Source organism: Sinorhizobium sp. 22678 (genome assembly GCF_052044265.1).
GTDB classification, from domain to species: domain Bacteria; phylum Pseudomonadota; class Alphaproteobacteria; order Rhizobiales; family Rhizobiaceae; genus Sinorhizobium; species Sinorhizobium meliloti_A.
In genome coordinates this window covers 139,039-154,975 of sequence record NZ_JBQEMS010000015.1, presented here as the reverse complement: position 1 = coordinate 154,975, position 15,937 = coordinate 139,039, and the positions used below count along the sequence as shown (strand labels likewise).

14 protein-coding genes and 3 pseudogenes are annotated in these 15,937 nt (G+C 61.4%); 11 read left to right on the top strand and 6 right to left on the bottom strand.

Annotation, left to right across the window (positions count from 1 at the left end; all coding sequences use genetic code 11):
• From ACTJKL_RS21820 to ACTJKL_RS21810, 3 genes and pseudogenes are all read right to left on the bottom strand, one after another.
• A pseudogene (locus ACTJKL_RS21820) lies at positions 1 to 230 on the bottom strand (IS110 family transposase); the annotation flags it as partial.
• A 137-nt stretch (positions 231 to 367) separates the two neighbouring features.
• On the bottom strand, positions 368 to 856 hold the full coding sequence (locus ACTJKL_RS21815) for a BA14K family protein (RefSeq protein ID WP_440853765.1): 489 nt from the start codon (positions 854 to 856) through the stop codon (positions 368 to 370).
• Positions 857 to 1,021: 165 nt separating this feature from the next.
• Positions 1,022 to 3,064, bottom strand: a pseudogene (locus ACTJKL_RS21810) (lytic transglycosylase domain-containing protein); the annotation flags it as partial.
• A 301-nt stretch (positions 3,065 to 3,365) separates the two neighbouring features.
• Here ACTJKL_RS21810 and dapA point away from each other — a divergent pair.
• Both dapA and smpB read left to right on the top strand, forming a co-directional pair.
• Positions 3,366 to 4,250 (top strand): 4-hydroxy-tetrahydrodipicolinate synthase, encoded by an 885-nt coding sequence (gene dapA / locus ACTJKL_RS21805; RefSeq protein WP_018094592.1) that lies wholly within the window; start codon positions 3,366 to 3,368, stop codon positions 4,248 to 4,250.
• Positions 4,250 to 4,729: an SsrA-binding protein SmpB gene (smpB, locus tag ACTJKL_RS21800; protein WP_003527297.1), complete on the top strand. Its 480-nt coding sequence runs from the start codon at positions 4,250 to 4,252 to the stop codon at positions 4,727 to 4,729. Before dapA ends, smpB begins: the two co-directional genes overlap by 1 nt.
• 222 nt (positions 4,730 to 4,951) lie before the next feature.
• On the opposite strand, the gene ACTJKL_RS21795 is transcribed toward smpB, so the two are convergent.
• Entirely contained in the window at positions 4,952 to 5,530 is a 579-nt protein-coding gene (locus ACTJKL_RS21795; protein ID WP_003527296.1) for a LabA-like NYN domain-containing protein, read from the bottom strand.
• 462 nt (positions 5,531 to 5,992) lie between these two features.
• On the opposite strand from ACTJKL_RS21795, the gene rpoZ reads away from it, so the two are divergent.
• The 8 genes from rpoZ (at position 5,993) to era (ending at position 12,859) form a co-directional block, all read left to right on the top strand.
• Positions 5,993 to 6,400 (top strand): DNA-directed RNA polymerase subunit omega, encoded by a 408-nt coding sequence (gene rpoZ, locus ACTJKL_RS21790; RefSeq protein WP_018094594.1) that lies wholly within the window; start codon positions 5,993 to 5,995, stop codon positions 6,398 to 6,400.
• A 102-nt stretch (positions 6,401 to 6,502) separates the two neighbouring features.
• A complete protein-coding gene (locus ACTJKL_RS21785) occupies positions 6,503 to 8,728 on the top strand; it encodes a RelA/SpoT family protein (RefSeq protein ID WP_018094595.1) in 2,226 nt (741 codons plus the stop codon).
• Between the two features lie 157 nt (positions 8,729 to 8,885).
• Positions 8,886 to 9,038, top strand: a complete 153-nt coding sequence (locus ACTJKL_RS21780; protein ID WP_440853764.1) for a DUF3563 family protein — start codon at positions 8,886 to 8,888, stop codon at positions 9,036 to 9,038.
• Positions 9,039 to 9,329: 291 nt separating this feature from the next.
• The gene (locus ACTJKL_RS21775; protein ID WP_234819226.1) at positions 9,330 to 9,887 is read left to right on the top strand and encodes a DUF2062 domain-containing protein; all 558 of its coding nucleotides are present in this window, start codon (positions 9,330 to 9,332) and stop codon (positions 9,885 to 9,887) included.
• Positions 9,884 to 10,303 carry a holo-ACP synthase gene (gene acpS / locus ACTJKL_RS21770; RefSeq protein ID WP_018094597.1) on the top strand — a complete coding sequence of 140 codons (420 nt, stop codon included), beginning with the start codon at positions 9,884 to 9,886 and terminating at the stop codon, positions 10,301 to 10,303. The genes ACTJKL_RS21775 and acpS overlap by 4 nt, the downstream gene beginning before the upstream one ends.
• A gap of 158 nt (positions 10,304 to 10,461) precedes the next feature.
• Positions 10,462 to 11,205, top strand: coding sequence for a signal peptidase I (gene lepB / locus ACTJKL_RS21765; RefSeq protein ID WP_275596552.1), 744 nt, complete (start codon positions 10,462 to 10,464; stop codon positions 11,203 to 11,205).
• The gene (rnc, locus tag ACTJKL_RS21760) at positions 11,205 to 11,921 is read left to right on the top strand and encodes a ribonuclease III (RefSeq protein WP_018094599.1); all 717 of its coding nucleotides are present in this window, start codon (positions 11,205 to 11,207) and stop codon (positions 11,919 to 11,921) included. The genes lepB and rnc overlap by 1 nt, the downstream gene beginning before the upstream one ends.
• An 8-nt stretch (positions 11,922 to 11,929) precedes the next feature.
• Complete coding sequence (era, locus tag ACTJKL_RS21755) at positions 11,930 to 12,859, top strand: GTPase Era (RefSeq protein ID WP_440853763.1); 930 nt, start codon at positions 11,930 to 11,932, stop codon at positions 12,857 to 12,859.
• A gap of 66 nt (positions 12,860 to 12,925) precedes the next feature.
• Here the strand turns inward: era and ACTJKL_RS21750 are convergent.
• A pseudogene (locus tag ACTJKL_RS21750) lies at positions 12,926 to 12,997 on the bottom strand (arsenical resistance protein ArsH); the annotation flags it as partial.
• A 68-nt stretch (positions 12,998 to 13,065) separates the two neighbouring features.
• Positions 13,066 to 14,064 (bottom strand): glycerophosphodiester phosphodiesterase family protein, encoded by a 999-nt coding sequence (locus tag ACTJKL_RS21745; protein ID WP_440853762.1) that lies wholly within the window; start codon positions 14,062 to 14,064, stop codon positions 13,066 to 13,068.
• Positions 14,065 to 14,635: 571 nt separating this feature from the next.
• Here ACTJKL_RS21745 and cfa2 point away from each other — a divergent pair.
• On the top strand, positions 14,636 to 15,892 hold the full coding sequence (cfa2, locus tag ACTJKL_RS21740; protein WP_275596549.1) for a cyclopropane-fatty-acyl-phospholipid synthase: 1,257 nt from the start codon (positions 14,636 to 14,638) through the stop codon (positions 15,890 to 15,892).
• The last annotated feature ends 45 nt before the right edge of the window (positions 15,893 to 15,937 follow it).

Here is a 15,937-nt window from a genome sequence, read left to right as displayed (position 1 = left end):
GGCGCGATCAATTTCACCTCATGGCCGAAGGAACGCAGCAGTCGGGCCCAATGGTGGGAACCACCACACGCTTCCAGCGCAATACTGGTCGGTGCCGCCTTCTGGAAGAATTTCACCATTTCCTTGCGCGTCAGCTTCCGGCGCAGGATCGGTTGCTCGGCGGCGTTCACTCCATGCAACTGGAAAACGCTCTTTGACGTATCCATGCCAATTCGGATAATCTGCTCCACGGACGGTCTCCCTCGATTGAGATCTTAACGACTCACTCTGGCACATTGCGATGCCGTTGGGAGCCGTCCACCCCAACAGTGCACAGCGGCGCATGGCCTGAATCTCAACAGGCCTTAGTTGTCTGCGCGCAGTGGCGTCAGCTATAGGGTGAATAGCACTGGCGCCGCGGACCGTTATAGGGCTGGAATGTATTGTCCCAGGCTCTATACGAGCGATAGCGCGAGTAGCACCATTCCACATGTGCATTGCCGCCGCCGTAATACCTCGGAGCCGCATATCTCGGTTGGCTCAACACGCCACCGACGATCGCGCCGGCGGCCAGGCCGCCAAAGAAAGCTCCGAGATCATCATCGTCGTCGCGGTAGTAGCGGCGATGATGGTAGCGATTGCTGTAATGGCGGTTTCCGCGATAACCGCGCCAGTTGCCCATCCGCCGGCAGTCCCGGTCGCGGCAGCGGCCCTTGCGCGCTTCCCCGCGCTCGTACGGAAACTGCGCCAACTGCACGTCGGCAGCCTGCGTCTTCGGTGCCAGAACGATCGGAAATGCCTCTGCGGGCGGAACGCTGCTGATGGCCGTGGCCAGCGACAGGGCAACAATTGCTAAGGTCTTCATTGGCCTCACCATTTCCTCTCAGGAGAAAGTAATCCCTTCAAAGGGAAAATGGCCGAAATCGTATTTTGTGCCGGACGCCGCCGAAGGATCACGATGATGTGATCCTCTCTCGGCAGAGCTACCGCGGGGACCGGCAGTCGGGCGCGACCGTCCGGTTTGCCCCCCCGCTCCGGCACAAGGCAAACGGCGTCCCAACCTCAAATCCGCAACGATGTCCGTATCCTGTCCCAGCCGCGACTTATAAACCTGGTAGTTCTCCATCACCCGCTGGACATAGTTGCGCGTCTCCTCGAAGGGGATGCGCTCGATCCAGTCCACGACCTCGTCGATGGGCTTTCCGCGTGGATCGCCATAGCGGGCGAGCCAGTCAGGAACACGACGCGGGCCGGCATTATAGGCGATGAAGGTGAGGATGTAGGAACCGCCGAAGCTGTCGATCTGTTCACCGAGATAATGGGCACCAAGCGTCGCATTATAGCCGGCGTCGCTCGTCAGGCGGTCCTTCGAATAGGCGAGGCCATAGCGGCTGGCGACGGCCTTGGCCGTGCCGGGAAGGAGTTGCAGGAGCCCCCGGGCATTCGCCACCGAAACAGCGGCCGGGTTGAAAGCGCTTTCCTGCCGGGCGATGGCATAGGCGAGCGCCTTGCCGGCCCCGTCGATATCGGCGCTCGGCGGAATGACCCCGATCGGAAAGGCAAGGGCAGCCACCTCGATGCCGCGGCCGAAGGCGATCTTGCCGATCTGCAGCGAGAGTTGGTGATTGCCCGACTTCTCGGCCCGCTCCGCCAGGATCGCAAGTTCGCCGGGGCTGGTCAGTTCCTCGGCAAGCGCCCGATAAAGACTGTCGGCGCGCCAGCCGTGGCCGGCAGCTTCGAGCCGGCCGATCGCCGTAACGGCTTCGCGCCCTTCCAGCCGGATGCGGTCTTGCTCCGTCGACGAGGGGTAGCTCATATCGAGTTTCGCCTGGCCGAGGCGTGCGGCGGCGAGTTGCCCGTAGAAGGTGGCCGGGTAGCGCGCCGCATTGGTGAAATACGCGCGCGCGTCGCCGGGGCCGCCCGCTTCGGCGGCGCGCCCCAGCCAATACCAGGCGCGCGAGGCGGAGATCGGCCGGCTCGATGCCTCGAGAATCCTGCGAAAGTGACGCGCCGCCGTCTCGGGTTCCTCAAGGCCGCGAAGCGCATACCAGCCCGCGTGGAATTCCGCGTCCACGCGGTCCGTGGCGCGCCTTGCCGCATGGTTGGCGGCGATGCGGTAGGCGCCGCGGAAGTCGCCGGCGTCGAGCAAGCCGCGGCTGACGATACGTTGCTCGACCCACCATTCTCCGGGATTGACGAGAGCGCCGTCGTCCTTCGGCATCTGGTCGAGAAGCCGGGCCGCCTCGGCGTATTTCTGCTGCTTGCGTAAATGCTCGATGCGGATGAAGAGGTAGGAAGGCCTGCTGCGCCAGGAAGCGTCCACCGCTTCGATGAGCGAGGCAGCGTTGCTGCCGCCGCGGGTCACTGCGGCCCAGGCGCGGAACAGCGATTGCGCCTTGCCGAGATCGCTGAACCGCTCGGCCTGGTCTATGCGGGCGCGGTAGAGAAGCATTTCCATCCGCTGCCTGTGATCTTCCGTCGTCAAAAGATCGGAAAACTCGGAAAGGATCTTCGTTTCAGTGTCCTTGTCCAGGGCTTCGCTCAGCCAGAATGCGCGCAGGTGCGTGGCGGCCGCCGAGCTCTGCCCCAGCGCTGCAAGTGCGCGTGCAAGGATGATCGCCCCTTCAGCCGTCTCGGGCCGGGTGGTGCCGAAGGCGGCGACCACATCGGCGGCGGGAGCGTTCTCGCGGTAAAGCGCCCGTTCCGAATGCGAGCGCAGCGACTTCAGGCCCGGCCAGCCCTGGAGTTCCCGCTGCGCCTCGGCAATGTCAAAGGAGGGAATGCCCCTCTGTCCGGACACCGCGATCGCCCAGGCCAGGATATGGCGGTCGAGCGTTCCTGCCGGCATGCGGTCGCGAACGGCGATCGCCTTTTCCGGCTGCCGATCGGAGAGGGCATCGAGACCGCTTTTCAGATTGGCGCCGAGGATAGATGAGGGTTCGCCGGCTGCGATGCTGCCGATCTTGCCGGCAGCATCCGGCTTGCTCGTCGGCACAGGAATCCGGCCCTCGGCTGCGTCGGCCGAAAAAGCCAGCATCCCCGCACCGATCATGGCGGCGACCGGCAGGAAAATTGTTCGCCGCATCACGAGCCCCGTGGTCCCTCATCCCTCGACTTCATTGCCGCTCCATTACAGCCGATCGATCAGCGAAAACCCAGCCATATCTGTCGGACTGCTGACCGGCCGGCGCATGCGTGATCCCCGAAACCCGGCGGCCCATTGCGGTCCCGCCCACGGGCGGCGCTTGTGCGGAAACGAAAGCGAAATGCATCCTCTCAGCGCTTGCCGCAGACACGTCACATGATTATGGTGCGGCAGTTTTTTAACCGTCGATTGCGGCCAAAGCGTGAGCGTATTCTGCGCCCTCGGTCGTCAGGAGTTGTGTATGTTCAAGGGTTCCATTCCCGCACTCGTAACGCCGTTCACCGCCGCCGGCTCGGTTGATGCGGATAGTTTCGTCGCGCATGTGGAGTGGCAGATAAAAGAGGGCAGCCACGGCCTCGTGCCCGTGGGCACCACGGGTGAATCTCCGACGCTTTCCCACGATGAGCATAAGAAGGTCGTGGAACTGTGCGTAGAGGCGTCGGCGCGGCGCGTACCGGTCATCGCCGGTGCCGGGTCCAACAACACGATCGAAGCGATCGAGCTTGCGCAGCATGCGGAAAAGGCCGGTGCGGACGCGATCCTCGTCGTCACGCCCTATTACAACAAGCCTACGCAGAAGGGCCTTTTCGCCCACTACGCGGCGATCGCCGAAAGTGTGAAGCTGCCGATCGTGATCTATAACATTCCCGGCCGTTCCGTCGTGGACATGAGCGTCGAGACCATGGCGGCGCTGGCCAAGGCCCATCCCACGATCATCGGCGTGAAGGATGCGACCGGAAAGATCGAGAGGGTCTCCGAGCAGCGCATAGGCTGCGGCAAGGCTTTCGTGCAGCTTTCGGGAGAGGATGCGACCGCCCTCGGCTTCAATGCGCATGGCGGGGTCGGCTGCATCTCCGTCACCGCCAATGTCGCTCCGCGCCTGTGCGCCGAATTTCAGGAGGCAACCCTTGCCGGCAACTATGCCAAGGCCTTGGAACTTCAAGACAAATTGATGCCGCTGCACAAGGCCATCTTCCTTGAGCCGGGCGTCTGCGGCGCCAAATATGCGTTGAACCGTCTGGGGCGGATGAGCTTTACTGTCCGCTCGCCGTTGCTGTCGGCGCTTGAACCGGCCACCGCGTCGGCTATCGACGCGGCGCTCAGGCATGCAGGGCTGATGAACTGATGGCACCGAAAGGCAGCGAACGCACGGTCAAGAAGGTTGTCGCGGAAAATCGCAAGGCCCGCTTCAACTACGAGATCGTCGACACCTACGAGGCCGGTCTGGTCCTGACCGGCACGGAGGTCAAGTCGTTGCGCGAGGGAAAGGCCAATATCGCGGAATCATACGCGACCGACGAAGGCGGCGAGATCTGGCTCATCAACTCCTACCTGCCCGAATATCTGCAGGCCAACCGCTTCAATCACGAGACGCGCCGCCGCCGCAAATTGCTCCTGTCGAAGAGGGAAGTGAACCGTCTGCAAGGTGCGGTCAACCGCGAGGGAATGTCGCTGATACCGCTCCGGATATACTTCAATGAGCGAGGCAGGGCGAAGCTGGAACTGGCGCTCGGCAAGGGCAAGAAGCTGCACGACAAGCGAGAGACCTCCAAGGAACGCGATTGGAACCGGCAGAAGAACAGGCTCCTCAAGGAGCGCGGCTGAGTCGCGTCGATCTTTGGGGTATTTGCTCTTTATCCGGCAGAAGAGATCACAATGATCTCAGGTCGGGTCGACCTGAACCACGAAAGCGATCGATTCCAATGAATTGGAGCGGGATACGGGCGGAAACCGCGTCTGCGGCGCGGAAAGGCCATTTTCAGCCAAGGCTTGGTCCGGCCGGGTCCCTGTGACAAGCACAGGGACGAGGAAAAATCCCGACAGGCTTTAAAGCTCGACGTCGTCGGCGACCGGCTCGACAGGGCGCTGAACGCGTTCGGACGGTTCGCGGCCGATCTCTCCTCTGAGCGTCGCGAGATCGATGAAGTGGTCGGCCTGACGGCGCAGGTCGTCGGCAATCATCGGCGGCTGCGTCGACATGGTCGAGACCACGGAAACCTTTCGGCCCTTGCGCTGCAACGCTTCGACCAGGGTCGTGAAATCACCGTCTCCGGAGAAGATCACCAGATGGTCGACCGATTCGGACTGCTCCATGGCGTCGATCGCCAGCTCGATGTCCATATTCCCTTTGATCTTGCGGCGTCCGAGGGAATCGGTGAACTCCTTGGCGGGCTTTGTCACGACCTTATAGCCGTTATAGTCCAGCCAATCGATCAGCGGGCGGATCGACGAATATTCCTGGTCCTCGATGAGTGCGGTGTAGTAGTAGGCCCTGAGCAGGTAGCCGCGCTTCTGGAAGGCCTTGAGCAGCTTGCGGTAATCGATGTCGAAGCCGAGGCTCTTCGACGCGGCGTAGAGGTTGGCGCCATCGATGAAAAGAGCGATTTTCTCGCGAGGATCGAACATCGTTACTTCCTTTTTCCGTACCCTGCACAGTGACCGGACCAACCCCGCGGAGCGTCACGCTTACAATTGGCGGATTAAATTAAAGCTCACTTATCTGCAAATAATGTGGTCATGCCAACGCATTATTCCAACTAGGGCGCGGCGCCTATAGCTAGTTTTAGCAGTTGCTGCAGTTCGTCCACATTTTCAATCTATAATTGTTGCTGGATACGTATTCGAAAATACAGGCAATGTCTGTGACCCTATGGGAGCGTTCCACAGACGCGGCATTTTATCATGCTCCGGGCGATGACGTGAGCCGGATGCAGGAAAAACTTGAACTTATGCCGTTTTGATTGTATCGGACGCCTAATTCCAGAAATCGGAGCTGATGGAGCCGCATGTCAGCGGACGTTCCGGTTTCGCGTCGTTAAACCTGCCGCGGCAATGCCGCCGCATCTCTTGAGTCGTAAAGGACAGGCTATGGCCCGCGTCACCGTCGAAGACTGCATCGACAAGGTCGAAAACCGTTTCGAACTCGTCCTTCTTGCCAGCCACCGCGCACGCCTGGTTTCCCAGGGTGCCCCGATTACGGTCGACCGCGACAACGACAAGAATCCGGTCGTTGCACTGCGCGAGATCGCCGATGAAACCCTGTCGCCCGGCGACCTGAAGGAGGACCTGATCCACTCGCTGCAGAAGCATGTGGAAGTGGACGAGCCGGAACCCGATCCGGCATCGCTCGCCCAGACGGAAGCAGCGCCTGCCTTCGCTGAGGCCGCCGAAGAGGAAGACCAGCCGGAAGCGCTGACCTTCGACCGCATGTCCGAAGAAGAACTGCTGGCCGGCATCGAAGGCCTCGTTCCTCCGGAAAAGAGCGACGACTACTGAGATTCGTTCCGGAACAACGTTCCGACGTGTTATCGAAGCAGTGCGCCACTCATATGATTGGCGCACTTTTTTATTTGCCTGATTTCACGGAGCCGCTAGCGGATGATGCGCCAATACGAGCTCGTTGAGCGCGTGCAAAAATACAAGCCCGACGTCAACGAGGCGCTGCTGAACAAGGCCTATGTCTACGCCATGCAGAAGCACGGGCAGCAGAAGCGGGCAAGCGGCGATCCTTACATCTCCCATCCCCTGGAAGTGGCGGCGATCCTGACCGAAATGCATCTGGACGAATCCACGATCGCCGTCGCGCTGCTGCACGACACGATCGAGGATACGACCGCGACGCGGCAGGAGATCGACGATCTTTTCGGCGAGGATATCGGCGCCTTGGTCGAAGGCCTCACCAAGATCAAGAAGCTCGACCTCGTCACCAAGAAGGCCAAGCAGGCGGAAAATCTTCGGAAGCTGCTGCTCGCCATTTCGGATGACGTCCGCGTGCTCCTGGTCAAACTTGCCGATCGCCTCCACAATATGCGCACCCTCGACCACATGTCGGCCGAAAAGCGCGCACGCATCTCCGAGGAGACGATGGACATCTATGCGCCCCTGGCAGGGCGCATGGGCATGCAGGACATGCGCGAGGAGCTGGAGAACCTGTCCTTCCGCCACATCAATCCGGAGGCTTACGAGACCGTTACCAGGCGCCTCCAGGAGCTCTCCGAGCGCAATGAGGGGCTGATCAAGAAGATCGAGGAGGAACTGAGCGAGCTCCTTCAGGCCGAGGGGCTCACGGAATCACAGGTCAGGGGGCGCCAGAAGAAGCCCTATTCGGTTTTCCGCAAGATGCAGTCGAAATCGCTCTCCTTCGAGCAGCTCTCGGATGTCTGGGGCTTCCGCATCATCGTCAACGACATCCCGTCCTGCTATCGCGCGCTCGGTATCGTGCACACCCGCTGGCGTGTCGTGCCGGGACGCTTCAAGGACTACATCTCGACCCCGAAACAGAACGACTATCAATCGATTCACACGACGATCATCGGCCCGTCGCGCCAGCGCATCGAACTGCAGATCCGCACGAAGCGCATGCATGAGATCGCCGAATACGGTATCGCGGCCCACGCACTCTACAAGGATCGCGACACCGTTTCCGGTGACCTGACGCGCACTCCGACATCGAATGCCTATTCCTGGCTGCGCCGCACGATCGAATCGCTCGCCGAGGGCGACAATCCGGAGGAGTTTCTCGAGCACACCAAGCTCGAGCTCTTCCAGGATCAGGTCTTCTGCTTCACACCGAAGGGGCAACTGATAGCGCTGCCGCGTGGCGCCACCCCGATCGACTTTGCCTATGCCGTGCATACGAATATCGGCGACACCTGCGTCGGGGCCAAGATCAACGGTCGCATCATGCCGCTGGTGACGCGGCTCAACAACGGTGACGAGGTGGAGATCATCCGCTCGGGTATTCAGGTGCCGCCGCCGGCCTGGGAAGAGATCGTCGTCACGGGCAAGGCGCGGGCCGCCATCCGCCGCGCGACGCGCGCCGCCATCCGCAAGCAATATGCCGGCCTCGGCTATCGCATCCTCGAGCGCACCTTCGAACGGGCGGGCAAGACCTTCTCGCGCGAGGCTTTGAAGCCGGTGCTGCACCGGCTCGGACAGAAGGACGTCGAGGACGCCATCGCCGCGGTCGGGCGCGGCGAACTCTCCTCGCTCGACGTTCTGCGCGCGGTGTTTCCCGATCATCAGGACGAGCGCGTGACCGTGAAGCCCAGCGCCGACGACGGCTGGTTCAACATGCGCAGCGCCGCGGGCATGATCTTCAAGCTGCCGGAGCGGTCGAAGGAAATGGCCGCCGCCGAGCAGGCGGAGGGGCCGGAAGCCCTGCCGATCCGTGGCCTCTCCGGCAATGCCGAGGTCCATTTCAGTCCGGCCGGCGCCGTTCCCGGCGATCGCATCGTCGGCATCATGGACAAGGACAAAGGCATCACCATCTATCCGATCCAGTCGCCGATCCTGCAGAAGTTCGATGAAGAGCCCGAGCGCTGGATCGACGTTCGTTGGGATCTCGACGAGGCGAACAACAGCCGTTTCATGGCGAGGATTGCGGTCAGCGCCTTGAACGAACCCGGCACGCTGGCAGAGGTCGCACAGGCCATCGCGACCACCGACGTCAATATCCGTTCGCTTTCCATGGGGCGCGTCGCCGCGGACTTCAGCGAATTGCAGTTCGATCTCGAGGTCTGGGACCTGCGTCAGCTCAACCATCTGATGGCGCAGCTCAAGGAGCTGCCGAGCATATCCATGGTCAAGCGCCTCTTCGAGTAGCCGGTTTCCGTGCAATCTGCCTCAGAAATAAGCATCTCGTAACAATGATGAGCCGCGCCATGCATTCGTTGCATGGCTGCCGACGCTTCGCGGGACTGGTGGTGGTTCGGCTGGTGAACTATCTTTCGCATCGGGAGGTGAACGAAAGGGGTTTGCCATGTTCAAGCAGTTGAAGAAAATCACCCGTGCCCTGCACATTCCGAGCATCGAAGAGCGCGAGACCGCCTATCTGAATGGCTCCGTCGACCGGATCGACCTGGAATACCGTCAGCGTCAGATCGACCGCGGCCTTTTCCGGAGGGGCTTCTGATCGCGAATGCGGCGCGCCCGAAAGGCGCGCCATGGCTGCTGCGCCCGGCGGTAGCCTGAGCTATGCGTTTTACGAATGGCTCTCTTGCCTTATCTCTCAGTCTGACGCCTTGCGACGCTGCGTGTCCTGCGGCTGTAACGCTTTGATCTGCCGCACGCCTCAGTCTTCAAGGATTGAAGGAAACATGCAGCAGCTTGCACACGGCGTGTGCGGCGCCTATCTTGCGCCCATCGTAAGGCGGGCGGTCCGTCTTGCGCCGGCGGCGGTTTCGAATGCGATCATGACGGCATAATGTTATTCAGGCGCAGAAAACCGGTCACACTATCCGAGAGGCTTCGCGCTTTCTTCTGGCCGCGCAAGGGGCTGACGCGCGCTCCGCGCTACATTGCCCTTCGAATTCTCCGGCTGAACTCGTCTCCGCACTCGATCGCCGTCGGGGTGGCGGCGGGTGCTGCGTCGTCCTTGACGCCGTTCTTCGGCCTGCATATCGTTCTCGCCGTCCTTCTGGCGTCGGCGTTTTCCGGGAATCTCATCGCAGCCGCGATCACGACGCTGCTCGCCAATCCCATCACGATACCGGTCATCCTGACGGCTTCCTACGAGGTCGGCACGATGCTCACGCAGCCGCAAGCCGCTCAGGTGATCGGCGGCCAAGAGATCATGCGGATGATCGAACATCTCGATTTTGCAAGCCTGTGGGGCCCGGTCTTCAAGCCGATGCTCATTGGCTCGCTCCCTCTTTCAGTGGCGGGCGCCTTGATATTCTACCCGTTTGCCTTTCAGACGGCCCGCCTCTTCCAGAAGCGGCGCCGGCAGGCCCGCGCGCACAAATTTGGACATCCGACATGATCATCGGCATCGGCAGCGATCTGATCGATATCAGGCGCATCGAAAACTCGCTCCAACGCTTCGGCGAGCGTTTCGTCAATCGGTGCTTCACCGATATCGAGATCGCCAAATCCGAGGGCCGCAAAAATCGTGCGGCCTCCTATGCCAAGCGTTTCGCCGCAAAAGAGGCCTGTTCCAAGGCACTGGGCACCGGCCTGGCTCAAGGCGTGTTCTGGAAAGATATGGGCGTCGTGAACCTGCCTGGCGGGAAGCCGACGATGCAGCTGACCGGTGGCGCGGCCGCGCGCCTTCAGGAATTGCTGCCGGTCGGCCACCGCGCCGCAATCCATCTGACCATCACCGACGACTTCCCGCTTGCTCAAGCTTTCGTGATTATCGAGGCGCTCCCGGTTGCCCCCGCCGAGGGAACGGTTTAGAGCACTTGCCGAAGACCGGCCCGCGGTCGCTTGAAGCACGGCATTCCCGCGACATATAGCATCGAGTTGCGGGGCGGCGTGCGCTTGAGTTCGGGCGCAGACGAACGTTGAAGCGTTAGGCCCGGTGCCCCCGGGCAGGATGACAAGGAAGACTGAGCGTGGCAGAAAAGACAGAAGCGAAGCAGAGCGGTCTCTGGGAGAACGTCAAGGTCATCATCCAGGCGCTGCTCCTCGCCGTGGTCATCCGCACCGTCTTCTTTCAGCCCTTTACGATCCCTTCCGGCTCGATGATGCCGACGCTCCTTGTCGGCGACTATATCTTCGTCAACAAGTTCGCCTACGGCTATTCGAAATACTCGCTGCCCTTTTCGCCGGATCTTTTCAGCGGCAGGATTTTTGCGAGCGAACCGGAGCGGGGCGACATCGTGGTCTTCCGGTTCCCGCCCAATCCCGATATCGACTATATCAAGCGCCTTGTAGGCCTGCCGGGCGACCGCATCCAGGTCAGGAACAGCATTCTCTACGTCAACGACAAGCCGGTCGAACGGGTGCCGGACGGCACGTTCCGCGCTGACGATCAGTACGACACGGGCGGCGATGTTCCTGTCTATCGCGAGACGATGGACAACGGCATGACTTACGACACGCTCGACCAGTTCCCCGATTCGCGCGGCGACAACACCCGTGAATTCATCGTCCCCGCAGGTCATTATTTCATGATGGGCGACAACCGGGACAACTCAGCCGACAGCCGTTTCGACGTCGGCTTCGTGCCGGCTGAAAACCTTGTCGGCCGGGCCAGCCTGATCTTCTTCTCGCTCGGCAACGACACCTCGTTCCGGCAGATCTGGAAATGGCCGGCGAACCTGCGTTACGATCGTTTATTCAAGGTCGTCCACTGATGAAGGGCCGCTCGTTGAACGGGGAGGACCGGGCGCGGCTCGAGGCCGCGATCGGTTACCGGTTCGCCGAGAAGGAACGTCTCGACCGGGCGCTGACGCATTCGAGCGCTCGCAGCGGCCGCGCGATCAACTATCAGCGGCTCGAATTCCTGGGTGACCGGGTGCTTGGGCTCTGCGTCGCGGAACTCCTGTTCCAGACCTTCACCGATGCCAACGAAGGCGAGCTCTCGGTGCGTCTGAACCAGCTCGTCAGCGCGGAGAGCTGCGCGAAGGTGGCGGATGAGCTCTCGCTGCACGAATTCATCCGCACCGGCTCGGATGTGAAGAAAATCACGGGCAAGCACATGATGAATGTGCGCGCCGATGTGGTAGAGTCGCTGATCGCCGCGATCTATCTCGATGGCGGCCTCGACGCGGCGCGACGTTTCGTGCTCGAGCATTGGACGCATCGAGCCGCAAGCGCAGACGGCGCCAGGCGGGACGCCAAGACGGAACTGCAGGAATGGGCGCACGCCAGATTCGGCGTCGCGCCGAAATACAGGACGGACGACCGTTCCGGGCCTGATCACGATCCGCGCTTTACCGTGACGGTGGAGGTCGACGGGATCGCGCCGGAGACGGGGGTCGATCGTTCCAAGCGCGGGGCCGAGCAGGTCGCCGCGATGAAATTGCTGGAACGCGAAGGTGTGTGGCAGAAGCGCTCTGCCGGAAATTGACGGATATCATGACGGATACTCAAAAGGATACGGCCGCCGGCGCAGTGCCGACGCGCTCGGGCTTCGTGGCGCTGATCGGGGCGACGAATGCCGGCAAGTCGACATTGGTCAATCGCCTTGTCGGCGCGAAAGTGTCGATCGTCAGCCACAAGGTGCAGACGACGCGGGCGATCATCCGCGGCATTGCGATCCACGGCAGCGCGCAGATCGTCTTCATGGACACGCCCGGCATCTTCAAGCCGCGGCGTCGGCTCGACCGCGCCATGGTCACCACGGCCTGGGGCGGAACCAAGGACGCCGATCTGATCATGCTGCTGATCGACAGCGAGCGCGGGATCAAGGGTGACGCGGAGGCGATCCTCGAGGGCCTGAAGGAGGTACATCAGCCGAAGGTTCTCGTCCTCAACAAGGTCGATCAGGTTCGCCGCGAGGATTTGCTGAAGCTTGCGGCCGCTGCGAACGAAGTGGTCGCGTTCGAGCGCACCTTCATGATCTCCGCGCTGACGGGTTCCGGCTGCGAAGACGTGATGGATTATCTCGCCGAGACGCTGCCGGAAGGCCCGTGGTACTATCCCGAGGATCAGATCTCCGATCTGCCGATGCGCCAGCTCGCCGCCGAGATCACCCGCGAGAAGCTCTTCCTTCGTCTGCATCAGGAGCTTCCCTATGCATCTCACGTGGAAACGGAGAAATGGGAGGAGCGCAAGGACGGTTCCGTGCGCATCGAACAGGTGATCTACGTGGAACGGGACAGCCAGAAGAAGATCGCCTTGGGCAAAGGCGGCGAGGCGATCAAAGCGATCTCGACCGCCGCGCGCAAGGAAATCTCCGAAATTCTCGAGCAGCCGGTGCACCTCTTCCTGTTCGTCAAGGTGCGCGAGAACTGGGGCGACGATCCGGAACGCTTCCGCGAAATGGGGCTCGACTTTCCGAAATAGCGGGAAGGACGTCAGACGCACTTCAACGTCATGCGGCGTTCGAGCTCCGCAGCCGATTTACCAGCCTTCCTGGAATGCTTTGGCGACGGATGACTGATGCGGAACCGTGATCATGCGCATCCAACGGCCTAGCATGCGGCGAGAGCAGCAAAGGCGGCATAGTCCGCGAGAATCCATATGTCGACATGTGTTGTTGCGCGCTTCGGCTACTGTCGATTGGCCTGGTCGGTCGCTGCGCCGGGACGCTTTCCGAGAAGGGGAGCGATTGTTTCCGCCCTGTTGGTCCAGACGTAGCCGGAGAAGCGCTCGGGAACGAAAGCGAGATCATCGGTGCTGTCGATGCCGGAGGTGAAATCGCCTCCGCTGTAAGGGCCAAGCAGGATGATTTCGCTGCCGGCGGCCTGCATGCGGGCCGCGAACCGGTCGGGCCAGCCCCACAGAAAACTTGCATAATTACTCGGCACGATGATCAGCGTATCGCGACAGGCGTCCGGTACGATGCCGGTCCAGCCATAGGCGGCATAGCGGCCAAGGCAGGCGATCGTGGATTGTCGATCATAGCCTCTGAGCCCCGGAACCAGCCGGAGCGTTTCCTGCGTCGGAGCGGTGCCGCCATAGACGCCGAACACCTGTTTGCGCCACTCCGGGTGGAACCGGAGGAGGACCGCGAGGGTCGCTCCTTCCTCCCGCCGCTCGCTCTTGAAATTGATAAGGAAGCGGCCCTCGGGCAAGGCCTTGAAAACCTCCGTCAGCGTCGGCATCTGGCCAGCCCCCTGGCCGCGGAAGGGGAAGGACTTGCCGCCGTCGGCCGTATAGCCGTAGCCGATGTCCAGTGTCTTCAGCTCGGACATCGGAGTGTCCTGGGTGACGCCGCTCCCATTCGTCCGGCAGTCGAGCGTCCAGTCGTGAAACACGGCAAATTGGCGATCCGGTGTCAGGTGGACGTCGAGTTCGACGACGTCCGCGCCGCTCTCCATCGCCGCGCGCATCGAGGCAATCGTGTTTTCGAGATAGCCGTGGCGCGGCTTTTCGATGCGCTCGGCGGTACAGGTGTCGTTGTCGAGACCTTCCGAGGAAAAAACCTGGTGGATGCCGCGATGAGCGAGGATCTTTGCATTGCCGGAGGGAGGCGGCGCCAGAAGCGACGTGTTGAGAAGCCAGACGATGGCGACGACGATGAGCGCAACGAGGGCGATCTTCTTCATCGTGTATCCTCCTCTCGCGACGGGCTTGCCGCGACAATGTGGCGTGACGATGTTACCGGTTGGTGTACGAGTGTTACAAGGACCGGCACCACTGTGTTACCGGGTCCGTGACCGGTCGGCCACCACTAAGCGCAGGTAGGCGCCCGGAAGCGGCCCCGCAACATCCGAGGAGAGCTCGTTTCGAAGGGACGAGAGCAATAGCCTCGATGCACCGGTTTGCGCCCGCTGACGGTCTTGTCCCAGTGCTTTCGAATTTGCTAAGCAAACAAATCTTTGAGGGGCCACAAAAAAGCCCCATTGAATAACCGCCGAACACAGCTAAGTTAATGGAAGTTCTGATGGATAGGAGCCCGATGGGCTGGCCTGACGAATTCCCGCAGCTGGTCCTTGCCTTGTTTCGCGAGGACTCGCCGGAAACCGTGAGGTCGCGCTCGAGCCGGTTTCTCGCCGCTTCCGGATGTGGCCGCCCGCTTCCAAGCTGCCGCATGTCTGCCCTGAAGCCGACCAGCCGCTCACCCGCTCCCCCTGTGAAGGAACCGATGGTTCGTTTAGGTCTGAGCTGAGGTAGGATATGAATGCGGGTTTGTTGAATCTACTTCGCCGGCTTGTCGAGAAAGGCAAGCTGACGGTCGTTTTCTCGTCGGGTGAAAAGGTGGTTCTGGGCGATGGTACGGGCAAGCCGGCGGCCATCCGTTTCGCTGATGCCGGAGCGGAAAAAGCCGTTCTTCACGATCCAGGGCTGAAATTCGGCGAAATGTACATGGACGGTCGCGTTCTCGTGGAGGAGGGCGATATTTTCGACGTGCTGGCCATCGTCAAGAGCAATGATCTCGACAAGGCGGCAACCTTCACCAATTCGATCGTCGCGCTCGGACACATCTTTCGCCAGCAGATGAAGAGCCGGCTGCCGGTAAACCGCAACCGCTACAACGTCGCCCACCATTACGATCTGGACGGCAAGCTCTTCAATCTCTTCCTTGACGAGGACTGGCAATATTCCTGTGCCTATTTCCATCCGCCGGGCATCTCGCTCGACGAGGCGCAACGCGCCAAGAAGCGGCACATAGCGGCAAAGCTGCTGCTCGAGCCCGGCCAGAAGGTACTGGAAGTGGGTTCCGGCTGGGGCGGCATGGCGATGTACCTCGCCGAGTCGTCGGGTGTGGAAGTCACGGGCATCACGCTCAGCGAAGAGCAGTTGAAGGTCTCGCGCGAACGCGCCGCAAGGCGCGGGCTTTCGGACCGGGTGCGTTTCGAGCTGCAGGACTATCGCACCATGCAGGGAAGGCAATTCGACCGCATCGTCTCCGTCGGCATGTTCGAACATGTCGGCATCGGCAATTACGGCAATTTCTTCCGCAAGATGAAAGAACTGCTGAAGCCGGACGGCGTGATGCTGCTGCATTCGATCGGTCAGATCTACAAACCCTGGGCGACCAACCCGTGGATCGAAAAGTATATCTTCCCCGGCGGCTACATTCCCGCCCTGTCGGAGGTATTGCCACGGGTCGAGAGCAACCGCCTGCTCGTCAAGGACATCGAGATTCTGCCGCTGCATTACGCCTGGACGCTCAGGGCCTGGCGCGAGCGTTTCCTGGCGCAGCGGGACGAGGCGGTCAGGCTTTATGACGAGCGCTTTTTCCGTATGTGGGAGTTCTATCTCGCCGCCTCGGAAACGGCCTTCCTCTACGACAAGCATTTTGTCTTCCAGCTCCAGCTCTCGCCGTCACTCGCGACGGTGCCGGTGTCGCGCGACTACATCGCCATCAAGGAGCGCGAATTGCTGGAATTCGAAAAGACCCGCGAACGGCTGGAACTCGTCGCGGTCTGAGGGGGCGGGCGAAAGCCTCCTCATCCGCCCCCACGACGGCACCGT